Source organism: Paraburkholderia sp. (genome assembly GCF_036488505.1).
In the GTDB taxonomy this organism is placed as follows: Bacteria; Pseudomonadota; Gammaproteobacteria; order Burkholderiales; family Burkholderiaceae; genus Paraburkholderia.
In genome coordinates this window covers 1-14911 of sequence record NZ_DASXHN010000255.1, presented here as the reverse complement: position 1 = coordinate 14911, position 14911 = coordinate 1, and the positions used below count along the sequence as shown (strand labels likewise).

The following is a 14911-nucleotide window of genomic DNA, read 5'->3' as shown; positions in this document are numbered from 1 at the left end:
GACACGCGCAACCAGCAGCTGGCGTTCTCGTCCATTGCGCCGAGCCGGTCCCACACGAAGCGGACCTTCACGCGCGCGTAGCCGTCCACCCACACCCGCTGATCTTCGGGGCCGACGACGATCGCCGTTTCGCTGGCGCAGTGTGGCTTCTTCTTCGGGCGGTTCCTGAAGAACGCATTGGCAGGTTGCAGCACGAAGTCCGTCACGCACTGGCGGGATTCATCGTTGGTAGCGGGGGACTCAGTGCTTTGCGGTGCGTTACGGATATCGAGCGTGGTCGACACAACCAGGTACTCCGCGTTGACTGCCGGCTGCGGATGGTCATGGAGCCAGAACGTCTTTCCGGTTGTCAGTCCGCGCAGACTGCCCCGGCCCTTCAGACGCAGGCCGCGGCTGCGCATCGCATCGACGCGCACGCTCGCGAGATGGGCGGCTTCGTCCTGCCAGTTATTGCGCTCACCCGACAATCCGGCGACACCGGCGAGCGGCTGCGAATAGTCGCCCCAATCGTGCTGTTCGATGTTGTCGTGGGCTGTCCCGCTATGGTTCGCATACCCGCCCCTGAACCATGCACCGGGACGCGTGTAGTCGTAATCGGTCAGGTGCACCTTGCCCGCCGTAACGCGGCGCGAGACCGCGAGCCTGTAGATGTGCTCGTCGTCGACCTGCCGGCTACGAGGTGCGCGATAGCGGATGCTGTCATACGCGTTGTGGTGCCGTTTGTGCGAGCCCGGCGAATCGCACAGCACCAGCGTCATGCCGTCAAACAGGTAATAGATGCCCCATTCCCGCCAGATGCGCGTGAGGAAATCGAAATCGGATTCCCACATCTGACGGACGTAATCGCGCTTCGGATAGCCGTCATCGAAACCGGGACCACCGAGTTCCATCACGACCGGATACGGATAGCGCGCGTTGAGCAGCCGGTCGGTAATGTCCACGACGCTCGCATCCAGGAAGATCCGGCTCTCGCGGTTCTTCGTAGCGAGCCATAGCCAGGGGCGCACGATCAAGCGGTACCGGGCGCGCCGGTCGTCGGTGCCTGTGAACGTGACGTCCGTTATAAGGCCGGAAATCGTACGGCGGCCCACGCCTGCATCGACTGCATCGCTGACTTCCAGCAACTCGCTGCCGAACAACCCGTTGTCCGAGAAATCGATCGAGATATCAATGACCTGGCCGACAAGACGATCGGCCACGACGAGTTCCCGCGCGCGCCACGCCGGCAATGTCGGGCTCTCGACCGTCACAACGTCGAGCGCATACCGATAAAGCCGGCCGAGCGTTTCAGTGCCGCGCAGACGCACTGGAGCCAGTACGGGCTCAGTGCCCCACATGGGCAGCGCGTCGCCGGAAATACCTAATGTGCGGTGCTGTGATGGTTTGAGCATGCGTGCGTCGCGTTAGGAGACAAACGCAAGTATCGAAAGCACAAACTTCGCCGTCTATCGGAATTGGACTAAATTTAGCCTGCCCAAGATAAATACGCTAAGATAGAGGAACGTATTCAACGCAGCCCCTCCGCGCTGACCGCGCGTGCTTTCACGCCGAGCGCAAGCCGCGTGGCCGCTCAATGCATCAGTGAACTCGAAGCGCAACGCACGCTTCCGTGTGCCGTGGCTCGCGACCTTCCGATTCGCGCGTAGACCGCGTTTCGTACGGTCGCATGGACCGTCAACGACACATGCGCGCCGCCATCTCCAACGAACAGCTTTATCGGGGGCCGTTCCAATCGAGCGCGACCCGTGCCGAGCCAGAACCAGGTCGTATCACCTCCGCGGACGATACGACTGACCACTTCGCATCCCCGCCTTACCCCTTGTTAATCACACTCCAAACCCACGAGACGGTCTTAGCCGCCAGAACCAGCAGCGCGCCAGAGACGCTGTAGTCGACGTGATGCATAACGTCGGCCAGATAGAAAATGGATAACGCAATGATCGGGTGGTACATCGCACGGCTTATCAGGCGTTTCATCGGTATCTCACGCTATGCATTCGCGAAGCGGTGAGTCACTGTATGTGAACCGATTCGCTCAACTGGGGCGACGCGCCGGGTGTGCAGAGTCCGAGGAAGGCCGGCTTGCGAAATACGGATCACGCTGGTCCGTAGTGTCCCTCCGCTGTGATGAACTCTGCCCGCGGAAGCCGTTGCCGTCCTGCTCGCGCGTCGATCTTTTTTGACCGATCGTCCGCATCTCCGCGATACGCCGCGCGTTCATTGCCGCGCGTCCGGAAAGATTGCCCAGTGCTCCGATCGAACCTGCGATCGGCTGATCGTGCGTTTGCATCGCAAGCGTCATAACAGGCACGCAAAACGCTTCATTAAACAGCGTGAAAACATCAGTAAGGAGACCGTCATCCAGCGAAATTGCGGGTATAACATGTAGCCCTTGGTCATCGTGACGGGTGATCGACGGTCAGCCTTCTCGCCCGGGAAATCGCATTTCACGCGAGTTATCCATGGATGCAGTCTCTGATGTTCTGCGCGCGGTTCGTCTGAGCGGCGCCGTGTTTCTGAACGCGACATTTACCGCGCCGTGGAGTCTGATCGGCCGCACCGATGCCGCGCTCTGCAGCGCTTATTTGCCGCCTTCCGAGCGTGTCGTTTCTTACCATCTGATCGTCGAGGGAAGTTGCTGGGCGAAGCTAGCCGACGATTCCGGTTCCGCTATTCATGTCCATGCCGGCGAACTGCTCGTCGTGCCTCAAGGCGAAACCCACACCCTCGGCAGCGCGGTCGATCTTGCCCCCGTGCCGTCAGAGTCGCTACTGGCCGCGCAAATGGCGGCGGCGCCTGGTGAAGTCATGACGCTGTCGCATGGTGGCGGGGGCGGCGTGACGCGCATCGTGTGCGGCTTTCTGGCCTGCGACGATACGCTGAGCAATCCGCTGCTCTCATCGCTGCCGCGACTCTTCAAGATCGATATGCGTCACGATCCGCGTGCGGCCTGGCTCGAGCCATCGCTCAAACTTGCGGCCGCCGAAGCGGCCGAATCGCGCGCGGGCGGCACGATCGTGCTTGCGCGGCTATCGGAACTGCTCTTTGTCGAAGCGATCCGTAACTGTATTGAAGCGTTACCTGAGAACCAAACCGGGTGGCTTGCCGGCGTGCGTGATCGCTACGTTGGACGCGCGCTTTCGTTGCTTCATGCGCAAGCGGCGCATCCGTGGACTGTCGATGAGCTTGCACGCAAAGTCGGCCTGTCGCGTTCCACGCTGGCACAACGCTTCACGGATCTGCTAGGGCAGCCGCCGATGCAATATCTCGCGAGATGGCGCATGCAGATCGCAGCGCACGAACTTTTAATCGGTAGCAAGCCGCTCAACGCTGTGGCGGAACAGATCGGCTATGAATCGGAAGCCGCGTTTAGCCGCGCTTTCAGGCGCGAATTCGGGATGCCGCCTGCCGGCTGGCGCAAGAGCAAAGGAAAGACCGATGGCCTGGCCGCATCGGCATAGCCGTGCGCGGGCGACGGGCCCGAGCCACACAGCAGGATCGTCCTATTCTCACCGCACGAGCCCTGTCAAAGTTGCGTATCGAACTTCGCTCGAGGAGCCCTCCCGTGTCCGGCCAGCCTGTGTCCTCCAATCTCGTCTGCGAGCCTTTTTCCGAATCCGACATCGAGGGCGCCCACGCGCTTTCGCTGCAAATCCGTTGGCCGCATCGCGACGACGACTGGCGTTTCGCCGCCGCGGCGGGGCACGGTTTCGTGGTGCGTGAAGGTCGGACCGTGGTCGGTACGGCGCTGTGCTGGCCATGGGGTGAACGCGGCGCCACGCTCGGGCTCGTTATCGTCGCCGCCGATCAGCAAGGACGCGGAATCGGCCGGATGCTGATGGAGCGTCTGCTCGAAGCGCTCGGCCCTCGCATGACCGTGCTCCACGCTACCGAGGCGGGTCAGCCGCTCTACGAAAAGCTCGGATTCCGCAAGATCGGTCTGTTGCACCAGTATCAGGGCGACAGCGCGCGCGCGCCGATCGTCGAGCCGCCGCCGGGCGAGCGGCTGCGTGCGCTGGAACCCGGCGATACACCACGCGTGATCGAACTCGCGTCGCGCGCGAGCGGGCTCGACCGCACTGCACTCATGCCGCCGCTGCTCGACGTGGCCGATGGCGTCGCGCTGGTGCGCGGCGACACCGTGCTCGGCTTCGCGCTGTTGCGTCCTTTCGGCCGCGGCCACGTGATCGGCCCGGTGGCCGTCGCCGCTCACGACGGATTGCAGATGCAGCGCGCGCAAGCGCTGATCTCCAACCGGCTTGCTGCCAATCCGGATGCGTTCACGCGCATCGATACGCCGGCCGAGCACGGTCTCGGCCCGTGGCTCGAAGCGATCGGCCTCGCGCGTGTCGACACGATCCCGAAGATGTCGCGCAACGGCGAACCCGAGCACGACCCGGACGTGCTGCAGTTCGCCATCGTCAATCAGGCGCTCGGCTGAGCTCGAGACCTTCGTGATGACGCTTCTCTACAAGGCCGACCCCGAGCGCGGCAAGCAATGGGCGCGCGCTTTCGCGGACAAGGCACCCGAGATCGGGTTCCGGCTTTGGCCCGATACCGGCGACCCGACAGCGGTGCGCTATCTCGCGGCCTGGCAGCCGCCCGAAGATCCCGCGCACGCGCTGCCCAATCTCGAAGTGATCTTCTCGGTCGGCGCGGGCATCGACCAGTTCGATTTGTCCGGCGTGCCGCAGCACGTCGCGGTCGTGCGGATGATCGAGCCCGGCATCGTCGAGGGGATGGTCGAATACGTGACCGAGGCGGTGCTCGCCATTCACCGCGATCTGTTCGACTATGCGTTGCAACAGCAGCAGCGGGTATGGCGTGCGTTGCCGGTGCGCGCTGCCGCATCGCGCCGCGTCGGCGTGCTGGGTCTCGGCATGCTCGGCAGCGCGGTGCTCGAACGCCTGCGTCTGTTCGGCTTTGCATGCGCGGGCTGGAGCCGCTCGCCGCGCGCGCTGCCCGGTGCCGAGTGCTATGCGGGCGCCGCGGCACTGGATGCATTCCTCGCGCGAAGCGATATCCTGATCTGCCTGCTGCCGCTCACCGACGCGACGCGCGGTCTGCTCGACGCAGCGCTGTTCGCGAAGCTCCCAAGCGGAGCATCGTTCATCAATGTCGGGCGCGGGCCGCAACTCGATCAGCAGGCGCTCCTCGACGCGCTCGACAGCGGTCATCTGCGCAATGCGATCCTCGATGTCGCCGACCCGGAGCCGCTGCCGCCCGCGCACCCATTCTGGACCGACCCGCGCATTCGGCTCACGCCGCACATCGCGAGCGCGACGCGGCCCGAGACCGCCGTCGAAGTCGTGCTCGACAATATCCGCCGTCACCGCGACGGCTTGCCGATGCTCGGCCTGGTCGACCGGGCGCGTGGCTACTGACCGATGGCGGGGTCAGCAGAATATGCTGCGCCCGCCGCTCGAAACACTACAAACGCGCTATTTCACCGGTCATTTGGCGAAGCAGGCACAGCCCGCATCCCGGTAGCATGGAACGGTCAATCGCTCACTCCTCAGACTTTCAGCCGGGAACCGAACCATGCAGAACCTCTCGCTTATCGAAGCCGATCGCAAACATCTGATCCACCCCGTCGTCAGCTATCGCGCGCACGAAGCGCGCGGCGCCACCGTGCTCGAATCCGCCCACGGTGTGTTTCTGCGCGACGCCAACGGCAACGAACTGCTCGACGCGTTTTCGGGGCTGTGGTGCGTGAATACCGGCTACGGCCAGCAAAGCATCGTCGAAGCCGCCGCGCTCCAGATGGCCCGGCTGCCCTATGCAACCGGCTACTTCCATTTCGGTTCCGAGCCGGCAATCGAACTGGCCGCGCAACTGGTCGAGCGTTCGCCCGCTTCGCTGCAACATGTGTACTTCACGCTGGGTGGCTCGGACGCGGTCGACTCCGCACTGCGCTTCATCACGCATTACTACAACGCAACGGGACGCCCGGCCAAGAAGCACGTCATTGCACAGGAGCGCGGCTATCACGGTTCGTCGGCGCTCGGCGCCGGGCTCACCGCGTTGCCCGCGTTTCACCGCAACTTCGATTTGCCGCTCGCCACCCAGCATTACATCCCGTCGCCGTATGCATACCGCAGCGAGCATGCGGACGACGCGGCGTTGATCGCGGCGTCGGTCACCGCGCTCGAAGCGAAGGTGGCGGCGCTCGGTGCGCAGCACGTCGCGGCTTTTTTCTGTGAGCCGATCCAAGGTTCGGGCGGCGTGATCGTGCCGCCGGCCGGCTGGCTCAAAGCGATGCGCGAAGCCTGCCGCACACTCGACATCCTGTTCGTCGCCGACGAGGTGATCACGGGCTTCGGTCGCACGGGACCGCTGTTCGCCTGCCAGGCCGAACAGGTCGAGCCGGATCTGATGACCGTGGCCAAGGGGCTCACGGCGGGCTACGCGCCGATGGGCGCCGTGCTGATGTCCGATGCCGTCTATCAGGGCATTGCCGACGGCGACGCCGCCGCGGTGATCGGCCACGGCCACACGTATTCGGCGCACCCGGTGAGCGCCGCCGTCGGCCTCGAAGTGATGCGCCTTTATCACGAGGGCGGCTTGCTCGCGAATGGCGTCGCGCGCGCGCCGCGCTTCGCGCAGGGCCTCGATGCGCTGCGCGCGCATCCGCTGGTGGGCGACTCGCGTCATCGCGGCCTGCTCGGTGCGCTCGAACTGGTGGCCGACAAGAACAACAAGCAGCGCTTCGACGCGACGCTCGGTCTGCCCGATCGCATCGCGGCCGCCGCATATGGCAACGGACTGATATTTCGCGCATTCGGCGACGGCATTCTTGGCTTCGCGCCCGCGCTCTCGTACACCGACGGCGAGTTCGATCTGCTGTTCGAACGCCTCGAAAAAACGCTCGACGACGTGCTTGCGCAGCCCGAAGTGCGCGCGGCATTGAAGGCAAACAATGGGGTCAGTGCCCGTGTCGCCGCGTGATAACATCACTCGATCTTTCGACATGCAGGGCCGCCCCCATCACGATGAGCCACGACTGCAAACTGGACCGTATCGATCTGCGCATCCTGTCGCAACTGCAAAAGCGCGGGCGCATTACGAATGTCGAACTGGCCGACGCAGTGGGGTTGTCGCCGAGCCCGTGCCTGATCCGCGTGAAACGTCTGGAGAAGGCGGGCTTCATCGCCGGCTACGGCGCGCAGATCCAGCTCGAAAAGCTTGGCGACGTGCAGATGGTGTTCACCGAGGTCACGCTGGCCGATCATCGCCGCGAAGACTTCATCAAGTTCGAGAAGGCGATACGCGAGGTGGACGAGGTGGTCGAGTGCCATCTCGCGAGCGGCGGCTACGACTATCTTCTGAAGTTCGTCGCGCGCAGCGTGAGCCACTATCAAAGCATCGTCGAAGGTCTGCTCGAACGAGATATCGGCATCGAGAAATACTTCAGCTACGTCATCATCAAGACGGCCTTCGTCAAGACGCACTATCCGCTCGAAACGCTGTTCTCGCAAAACCTTCATTCCTGAACACGGGCAACGCGCGTGACGCAAACGCGTCGCGCTGGGGTGTCGTGCATCTGTTTTCCCGCGCGCACGTCACGCTGACTCCTGATGGCTTCAGCGTGCTTGCCGCGCGCGCTCTCTTCCCGGCATCGAACCACTATTGTCTTCCGCATCGGCGGAAAGGACTCGACACATGAGCACGCGATATCCGTTGAACGCGCTGATCCACAGCGATAACTTCATTGACGGGCAATGGGTCGCGGCGGCATCCGGCGCGCGCTTTGCCGTGACCGATCCCGCCACCGGCAAAACGATCACCGAAGTCGCGGACAGCGATGCGCGCGACGCGCGCGCCGCGACCGACGCCGCCGCCCGCGCGTTCCCCGGCTGGCGCGATACGCTCCCCGCGCAACGTGCCGCGGTGCTGCGCCGCTGGCATGCGCTGATCGTCGCGAGCGCGGACGAGCTCGGCCAGCTGATCTCGCTCGAACAGGGCAAGCCGCTGCATGAAGGGCGCGGCGAGGTCATGTATGGCGCGTCCTACGTCGCATGGTTCGCCGATGAGGCGACGCGCATTTACGGCGACATCATTCCGCAACAGCAGCGCGGCAAGCGCATGAGCGCGTTGAAGGAGCCCGTTGGCGTGGTCGCCGCGATCACCCCGTGGAACTTCCCGCTCGCGATGATCGCGCGCAAGATCGCGCCCGCACTCGCGGCCGGCTGCACGGTGGTCGGCAAGCCGGCCGAGGACACCCCGCTCACCGCGCTCGCACTGGTGATGCTCGCGCACGAGGCCGGCGTGCCGCCCGGCGTGCTCAACTTGATCTGCGCGTCGCGCGAGCGCGGCGTGTCGGCGGCCGCCGACTGGCTCGCGGACAGCCGCGTGCGCAAGATCACCTTCACCGGTTCGACGCCCGTGGGCAAGCACCTCGCGAAAGAATCGGCGGCCACGTTGAAAAAGCTTTCGCTCGAACTGGGCGGCAACGCGCCGTTCATCGTGTTCGACGATGCCGATCTCGACGCCGCGGTCGAAGGCCTGATGGCCGCGAAGTTCCGCAACGGCGGACAAACCTGCGTATGCCCGAATCGCGTGTACGTGCAAACGGGCGTGTTCGAGCGCTTCGCCGACAAGCTCGCGACGCGCGTGGCCGCGCTGAAGGTCGCGCCCGCGACCGATCCCGCCGCGCAGATCGGCCCGATGATCAACGCGCGCGCGGTCGACAAGATCGCGCGCCACGTCGATGACGCCGTCAGCCGCGGCGCACGCGTGTTGACCGGCGGCCAGCGGCTCGCCGAACTCGGTGCGAACTGGTACGCGCCCACGGTGCTCGCGGACGCGACGACCGAAATGCAATTGAGCTGCGAAGAAACCTTCGGGCCTGTTGTGCCGCTGTTCCGCTTCGAGCGCGAAGACGAAGCGATCCAGGCCGCCAACGACACACCCTATGGCCTCGCCGCGTATTTCTACAGCGACAACGTGCGCCGCATCGATCGCGTTGCGCGGCTGCTCGAAGCAGGCATCGTCGGCATCAACGAAGGCGCGCTCGCCAGCGAGGCGGCGCCGTTCGGCGGTGTGAAGGAATCGGGTTACGGCCGCGAGGGCTCGAAGTACGGACTCGACGATTACCTGTCGATCAAATACCTGTGTCAGGGCGGGCTTGCATGAACACCTGTGCGATCGAAACGTCGTCTCCGGCGTTCTCCAAAGCTTTTCCGTTCCAATCAGGCTAACGAAAAATGAAAGTCCAGCAGATCACGCAAAGCATCGACGTGCAGGCGCTCGAAGACTGGGGCACGGCCGGTGCGCCGGATACAGCCGGCACACCGGCGATTCGCGTGTCCGGCGTGCAAAAGGTGATTCCCGGCACCGAGTCGATCGATACCGGGCTGTTCGAATGCACGAGCGGCATTTACCGTCGCGGGGTGAAGCAGGCCGAGGTCATGCACATCCTGAGCGGCAGCGGACGTTTTACGCCCGACGGCGAGGCGACCGTGCACTTCCGCGGCGGCGATACGCTCTTTTTTGCGGCGAACACGGAAGGCACGTGGGAAGTCGACGAAACGATGCGCAAGGTCTACGTCATTCTGTGACGCGACATGGCGGCGGCACCGCAGGCAGGGCGCTCAGGCTGCTTCGAGCGCCCTCGCCTGTTGCAGGAAGGCGCTAGGCGTCACGCCGCACAAGCGCTTGAAATGACGCGCCAGATGACTCTGGTCGAAGAAACCGACCTCGGTCGCGACCACCGCGCCCGGCACGCCCGCAAGCAGCAATAGCTGCGCGCGCCGCACCCGCACTTCGCACAGGTACTTGTACGGCGAGCGGCCGACCTGTTGACGAAACACCGCGGCGAATCGCGACACGCTCAACGCCGACACGTCGGCCAGTTCGGCGAGGCTCACGGACTTGTCGAAATTCGCTTCGATATAGGCGAGCGCATCGCGAAGCGTACCGAGGGTGGTGACCGGTGCTTTCACGCTATCCATGATCAAGCCTCGCTCGCCGCCGACGCGCTCACCGGAGCCTCATCCCCGTCGAGCGCCGTGCGGCTGAAACGCGCGATCGAAAACGAATCGAGCGGGATATCGGTGGAGCCGGTGGCGAGCAGTTCCGCGAGCGTTTCGCCCACGCCCGGCCCGATCTGGAAACCCGACCCACTGAAGCCGAACGCATAGAAGAGCCCCTGCGTCGTCGAACTCGGGCCGAGCACCGGCTCCGAATCCGGCAGATAGCTTTCCACCCCGCTCCACACGCGGATCACGTGCAGCGGCGCAAGCGCCGGCACCAGCCGGCGAAACTGCGCGATCTGCTGCACTGTATTGCCCGGCAGCACGCTGGCGCGGCGCGTGAGCGCATCGGCGGGTCCGGGGGGGCCGCCGCCCAGCACGATGTTGCCGCGCGGAATCTGCCGGAAATACACGCTTTCTGCCTTGACCGACGTATACACCCCCATCGAATCAATGAAGCGGTACGGCACGGGCTCGGTCACGGCCATCTGCGGACCACGCGCGATGAGCGGCACCGGCTCGCCGAACTGCGCGGACAATGCGCCTGCCCACGCGCCCGCGCAGATGAGCAGTTGCTCCGCGCGCCACACAGCGCCGCTCGCGCTCTCCACGCGAAAGCCGTCCGCCTCCTTCTCCACGCGTACGATCTCGGTGTTCTCGACCAGCGTCGCGCCAAGCCGCGCGGCCGCGCGCCCGAAGGCCGGCGCGGCGAGACGCGGATTGGCGTGACCGTCGCGCGGCGAAATCGAAGCGGCGAGCACGTCGCGGCCGAGGAACGGAAAGCGCCGGAACATCGCTTCGCCCTCCAGGACTTCGAGATCGAGCCCGTAGTCGCGCGCCTGCTCGGCGTAGCGATGAAAGTACTCGGCGTCGTGCGCGTGATAGCACACGCGCGTATGACCCGAAGGCAGAAACTCGACGTCTTCGCCGAGCAGCGACTTCGCGCGATACCAGGTGTCGAGCGCGCGATTGGACATGGCGAGCTGCGAGAACGCGCGGCCCTGGCGACGCACGCCGCCGAAGTTCACACCGCTCGCCTGCTGCCCCGTCAACCCGCGTTCGAGCAGGATCACCGAGCGTTTGCGGCGGCGCAGGAAAAGCGCCGTCGAGGTCCCGACGATGCCGCCGCCAATCACGATCACATCCGCGCGCTGCGTCATTCGCTGTACTCCTTCGCGCTGCACGCGCCGTGCTGCGGATGCTGTGGGGGAGCGGCGGATCCCGCGGGTGCCGCGCAGCCCTGCGTTTCGCCGCGATCGGCCGTGCTTGCGCTCAGCCCCATCGTCAGCGGCTTCACCGGCGCCTGCCCGCGTAGCCGGCCCACCTGTTCGAGCGGTACGCGTGCCTCGGCGGCAATCACCTCGGCACCCGCATGTGCACAGAAGCGGCCCTGGCAGCGGCCCATGCCGACGCGTGAAAACGCCTTCGCACGGTTGGCCTCGGTGGCGCCCGTCTCGCGCACCACGCGCCGCAGCTCGCCCGCCGTAATGGCTTCGCAGCGGCACACGACGGTGTGATCCGGCAGCGCCGCCGCGAATTGCGCGGGCCACGGAAACGCGTTGCGCAAGCCGCGGGCGAAACGCGTATAGCGTGCCAGTTCGCCGCGCAGGCGCGCGGTCTCGGCGTGCGCGTTCGCGGTCGTACCCGCTGTGGCGCGCAGATCTCGCAGCGCCGCCAGCGCGGCGAGGCGCCCCGCGCGCTCGGCCGCATCCGCGCCACGCACGCGGGCGCCATCGCCTGCCAGATAGACGCCCGCCACACTGCTGCGGCCGTCCTGATCCACTTCGGGCAGCCATTGGCGCGCGGCCGAATCGAACTGAAACGCGCAGCCGGCGAGATCGGCGATCTGCGTTTCGGAGCGCAGGTGATAGCCGAGCGCTACTGCATCGCACACCACGCGCCGTTCGCTGCCGTCGGCGAGCTTCGCGCGCACGGCCGTCACGCCATGCTCGGGCGTGCCTTCGATAGCGACTGGCGTCACGCCGCGATGCACCGGCACGCCCGCGCGGCGCAGCACGCGCAGCAGCGCGAGGCCCTTGCGCAACGTCGCGGGCATGTGCAGCAGATCGGGCAACGCGCGCACGCGCTGGCCGAAGCTCGACGTATCGAGCACGGCGCTGACCGTCGCGCCCGCTTTCACGTACTGCGCGGCGACCAGATACAGAAGCGGGCCGGTGCCCATCATTACGCTGCGTGCGCCGATCGCGCAGCCCTGTGACTTCAGCGCGACCTGCGCGCCGCCCAGGCTGTAGGCGCCCGCCAGCTGCCAGCCCGGCACCGGCATCAGCCGGTCGGTCGCGCCGCTGCAGACGATCAGCGCGTCGAACCCGAGTTCCCGGTAGCGTGCGCCGCTCGCCAGATGCACGGTGTTCGGCGTGACGTTCCAGACCAGCGTGTCCGGCAGGTAGTCGATCTGTGCGCGCAGCGCGTCGAAATCGCGGTGCAGCGCCGCCGCGCGCGCGGCCTCGGTGCCATAGAGCGTTTCGTAGCTGCGCGTGAAGCCTTCGGGCTGACGCCGATAGATCTGCCCGCCGTCGCGCCGGCCTTCGTCGACGACGACCGGCCGCAGGCCCGCGGCGACCAGCGCCTGGGCCGCGCGCACGCCCGCGGGCCCCGCGCCGATGACGACCACCTTCAGTTCCGCGTGCGAGGCCATAGCCCACCTCCGGTCAGCGCGTCGCGCGTGATGATCGACATACCAGGCGCCGCCAGCGTCGTGCAGGCGCGCAGCCGCTCGCCCTGCGCGGTCCACACCCAGCAGTCCTGGCAGGCGCCCATCAGGCAGAAGCCGGCGCGCCGCCCGGCGTCGAATTCGCAGTCGCGCAGCGCGTCCTGCGCGGCGAGCAGCGAGACCATCAGCGTGTCGCCCTCGGCGGCCTGCGTCACGCGGCCGTCGATCTCGATGTCGAAGGTCGGGCGTCCCGCCTCCGCGACTCTGACGAAGCGCGCCTTCATGTGACAGCCCCGTTCGCGGCTGCCGCCAGCTGGGCGGCCTGGGCCGTCTGCAAGCGTTCGAGCTCCGCGGTCGAATGGTGACAAAGAATCTGCGCGCCGCCAGGCAGGCGCCTGAGCGCGGGCGGCGACGCGTTGCACGCGCCGTCGATGCGCACCGGGCAGCGCGCGCGGAACGCGCATAGTTCGCGCACGTCGGCCGACGCGCCCAGCGGCGGCAACGCCGCGCCCGCCAGCGCGCGCCGCGCGTCGAGCCAGCCCGGCTGCAAAGCCGGCACCGAATCGACCAGCAGGCCCGTGTACGGGTGATAAGGCGGCGCTTCGAGCACGTCGCGCTGGCCCGCTTCGACGCACTGTCCGCCGTACAGCACGACGACGTCGTCGCAGATCGCGCGCACCGTCGAAATATCGTGGCTGATGAACATGTATGAGACCCCGAGTTCGCGCCGCAGCTCGGCGAGCAGATCGAGAATCGCCGCGCCCACGACGGTATCGAGCGCGGACGTCACTTCGTCGCAGAGAATCAGCGACGGCTCAGCCGCCAGCGCGCGCGCCAGGTTCACGCGCTGCTTTTGCCCGCCCGAGAGTCCGGCCGGCTGGCGCTTCGCAATCGAAGCAGGCAGCTTCACCAGATCCAGCAGTTCGAGCATGCGCTTTTGCGCGGCCGCGCCGCGCAGGCCCTGATAGAAGCACATCGGCCGCGCGAGGATGTCGGCGATCGTATGGCTTGGGTTGAGCGCGGTGTCGGCGTTCTGGAACACGATCTGGATACGGCGGTACTGGTCGCGCGTGCGCGCCGACAGCGCGGCGGGCAGCGGTACGCCGTCGAGCAACACCTCGCCGCGCGCGCGTTCGACGAGGCCAGCTATCACGCGCGCGAGCGTCGTCTTGCCCGAACCCGATTCGCCGATCACGCCCAGTGCGCTGCCGCGCGCAATGCGCAGGCTCACGTCTTCGAGCACGCGCGCGGCGGGCACGCCGTTCGCATCGACCCGGCCATAGCCCGCGATCAGGTTGCGCACTTCGAGCACCGGCACCTCGGCGGCCGGCGCCGCGACCGGCGGCCCGGGATCGGGGTGGCGGCGCGCCGCCAGCAGCGCGCGCGTGTAGTCGTCCACGGGTGCGTCGAGCACCTGTTGCGTCGTGCCGTTCTCGCGCACCGCGCCGTTGTTCAGAACGACGATGCGATCGGCCATCTGCGCGACGACCGCGAGATCGTGGGACACGTAGACAGCGGTCGTGCCCAGCTCGCGCACCACCTTGCGGAACGCGCCGAGCACTTCGATCTGCGTGGTCACGTCGAGCGCGGTGGTGGGCTCGTCGAACACGACCACGGCAGGGTCGGTGATCAGCGCCATTGCCGCCATCAACCGTTGCAATTGGCCGCCGGACACCTGGTGCGGATAGCGCGCGCCGATCGTCTCGGGCGACGGCAGCGCGAGCGCGCGAAACAGGCTCACCGCTTTTTCGCGCGCCGCCGCCGGCGACATCAGCTTGTGCAACAGCGCGGGTTCGGTCACCTGATCGATGATCGTACGCGCCGGGTTGAAGCCCGCCGATGCGCTTTGCGCGACGTAGGCGACGGTGCGTGCGCGCAGCGCGCGGCGGCCCCGTTCGTCGAGCGCGAGCACATCGGTGCCGCCGATTTTCACGCTGCCGCCCGCGATCGTGCAGCCGTCACGCGCATAACCGAGAAGCGCGAGCGCGATGGTGGTCTTGCCGGAGCCCGACTCGCCAATCAATGCGAGCACTTCTCCTGGCTTCACCGTGAAGTCGACACCTTTGACGATCTCGACCACGGGGTCGGGCGCCGCGCCGGCCACGACGCGCAGTCCCGCCACTTCGATCATGTTCATTTCGCGCCTCCATGCGCGCGGCCGCTGTGGCGGCGCAGGCTGTCGATCAGCAGATTGACGCCGACGGTCAGCGTCGCGATCGCGATGGCCGGCATCAGCACGGCGGGCGCGCCTTCGGCAAGACCGCCG

At 66.4% G+C, this 14911-nt stretch carries 14 protein-coding genes and 1 pseudogene; 7 read left to right on the top strand and 8 right to left on the bottom strand.

The window, feature by feature from the left end; genetic code table 11:
- Positions 1-1391: type VI secretion system Vgr family protein (locus VGH68_RS15520; protein ID WP_331604528.1), on the bottom strand; the 1391-nt coding region annotated here is incomplete at its 3' end.
- A 421-nt stretch (positions 1392-1812) separates the two neighbouring features.
- Entirely contained in the window at positions 1813-1977 is a 165-nt protein-coding gene (locus VGH68_RS15515; RefSeq protein ID WP_331604527.1) for a hypothetical protein, read from the bottom strand.
- Between the two features lie 485 nt (positions 1978-2462).
- Here VGH68_RS15515 and VGH68_RS15510 point away from each other — a divergent pair, with 485 nt between their 5' ends.
- The 7 genes from VGH68_RS15510 (at position 2463) to VGH68_RS15480 (ending at position 9560) form a co-directional block, all read left to right on the top strand.
- Positions 2463-3461 (top strand): AraC family transcriptional regulator, encoded by a 999-nt coding sequence (locus tag VGH68_RS15510; protein WP_331604526.1) that lies wholly within the window; start codon positions 2463-2465, stop codon positions 3459-3461.
- A gap of 104 nt (positions 3462-3565) precedes the next feature.
- On the top strand, positions 3566-4441 hold the full coding sequence (locus VGH68_RS15505; protein ID WP_331604525.1) for a GNAT family N-acetyltransferase: 876 nt from the start codon (positions 3566-3568) through the stop codon (positions 4439-4441).
- 16 nt (positions 4442-4457) lie between these two features.
- The gene (locus VGH68_RS15500; protein ID WP_331604529.1) at positions 4458-5384 is read left to right on the top strand and encodes a glyoxylate/hydroxypyruvate reductase A; all 927 of its coding nucleotides are present in this window, start codon (positions 4458-4460) and stop codon (positions 5382-5384) included.
- A gap of 157 nt (positions 5385-5541) precedes the next feature.
- A complete protein-coding gene (locus VGH68_RS15495) occupies positions 5542-6948 on the top strand; it encodes an aspartate aminotransferase family protein (RefSeq protein ID WP_331604524.1) in 1407 nt (468 codons plus the stop codon).
- 44 nt (positions 6949-6992) lie between these two features.
- A complete protein-coding gene (locus VGH68_RS15490) occupies positions 6993-7493 on the top strand; it encodes an Lrp/AsnC family transcriptional regulator (protein ID WP_331604523.1) in 501 nt (166 codons plus the stop codon).
- A gap of 169 nt (positions 7494-7662) precedes the next feature.
- Positions 7663-9135 (top strand): NAD-dependent succinate-semialdehyde dehydrogenase, encoded by a 1473-nt coding sequence (locus tag VGH68_RS15485; protein ID WP_331604522.1) that lies wholly within the window; start codon positions 7663-7665, stop codon positions 9133-9135.
- A gap of 71 nt (positions 9136-9206) precedes the next feature.
- Positions 9207-9560 (top strand): cupin domain-containing protein, encoded by a 354-nt coding sequence (locus VGH68_RS15480; RefSeq protein ID WP_331604521.1) that lies wholly within the window; start codon positions 9207-9209, stop codon positions 9558-9560.
- Between the two features lie 33 nt (positions 9561-9593).
- On the opposite strand, the gene VGH68_RS15475 is transcribed toward VGH68_RS15480, so the two are convergent.
- The 6 genes and pseudogenes from VGH68_RS15475 to VGH68_RS15450 form a co-directional block, all read right to left on the bottom strand.
- Entirely contained in the window at positions 9594-9953 is a 360-nt protein-coding gene (locus VGH68_RS15475; protein WP_331604520.1) for an AraC family transcriptional regulator, read from the bottom strand.
- Between the two features lie 2 nt (positions 9954-9955).
- Positions 9956-11134: an FAD-binding oxidoreductase gene (locus tag VGH68_RS15470; RefSeq protein ID WP_331604519.1), complete on the bottom strand. Its 1179-nt coding sequence runs from the start codon at positions 11132-11134 to the stop codon at positions 9956-9958.
- Entirely contained in the window at positions 11131-12630 is a 1500-nt protein-coding gene (locus VGH68_RS15465; protein ID WP_331604518.1) for an FAD/NAD(P)-binding oxidoreductase, read from the bottom strand. Before VGH68_RS15465 ends, VGH68_RS15470 begins: the two co-directional genes overlap by 4 nt.
- Positions 12609-12929, bottom strand: a complete 321-nt coding sequence (locus VGH68_RS15460; RefSeq protein WP_331604517.1) for a (2Fe-2S)-binding protein — start codon at positions 12927-12929, stop codon at positions 12609-12611. The genes VGH68_RS15465 and VGH68_RS15460 overlap by 22 nt, the downstream gene beginning before the upstream one ends.
- Positions 12926-14782, bottom strand: a complete 1857-nt coding sequence (locus tag VGH68_RS15455; RefSeq protein ID WP_331604516.1) for an ABC transporter ATP-binding protein — start codon at positions 14780-14782, stop codon at positions 12926-12928. The genes VGH68_RS15460 and VGH68_RS15455 overlap by 4 nt, the downstream gene beginning before the upstream one ends.
- Positions 14779-14911: pseudogene (locus tag VGH68_RS15450) on the bottom strand (ABC transporter permease); the annotation flags it as partial. The gene VGH68_RS15455 and the pseudogene VGH68_RS15450, both read right to left, overlap by 4 nt.

Coding starts and splice junctions, on each gene's coding strand:
- VGH68_RS15500 (WP_331604529.1), top strand. CDS start 4,458: ATGACGCTTCTCTACAAGGCCGACCCCGAGCGCGGCAAGCAATGGGCG.
- VGH68_RS15510 (WP_331604526.1), top strand. CDS start 2,463: ATGGATGCAGTCTCTGATGTTCTGCGCGCGGTTCGTCTGAGCGGCGCC.
- VGH68_RS15485 (WP_331604522.1), top strand. CDS start 7,663: ATGAGCACGCGATATCCGTTGAACGCGCTGATCCACAGCGATAACTTC.
- VGH68_RS15455 (WP_331604516.1), bottom strand. CDS start 14,782: ATGAACATGATCGAAGTGGCGGGACTGCGCGTCGTGGCCGGCGCGGCG.
- VGH68_RS15470 (WP_331604519.1), bottom strand. CDS start 11,134: ATGACGCAGCGCGCGGATGTGATCGTGATTGGCGGCGGCATCGTCGGG.
- VGH68_RS15460 (WP_331604517.1), bottom strand. CDS start 12,929: ATGAAGGCGCGCTTCGTCAGAGTCGCGGAGGCGGGACGCCCGACCTTC.
- VGH68_RS15495 (WP_331604524.1), top strand. CDS start 5,542: ATGCAGAACCTCTCGCTTATCGAAGCCGATCGCAAACATCTGATCCAC.
- VGH68_RS15475 (WP_331604520.1), bottom strand. CDS start 9,953: ATGGATAGCGTGAAAGCACCGGTCACCACCCTCGGTACGCTTCGCGAT.
- VGH68_RS15515 (WP_331604527.1), bottom strand. CDS start 1,977: ATGAAACGCCTGATAAGCCGTGCGATGTACCACCCGATCATTGCGTTA.
- VGH68_RS15480 (WP_331604521.1), top strand. CDS start 9,207: ATGAAAGTCCAGCAGATCACGCAAAGCATCGACGTGCAGGCGCTCGAA.
- VGH68_RS15490 (WP_331604523.1), top strand. CDS start 6,993: ATGAGCCACGACTGCAAACTGGACCGTATCGATCTGCGCATCCTGTCG.
- VGH68_RS15465 (WP_331604518.1), bottom strand. CDS start 12,630: ATGGCCTCGCACGCGGAACTGAAGGTGGTCGTCATCGGCGCGGGGCCC.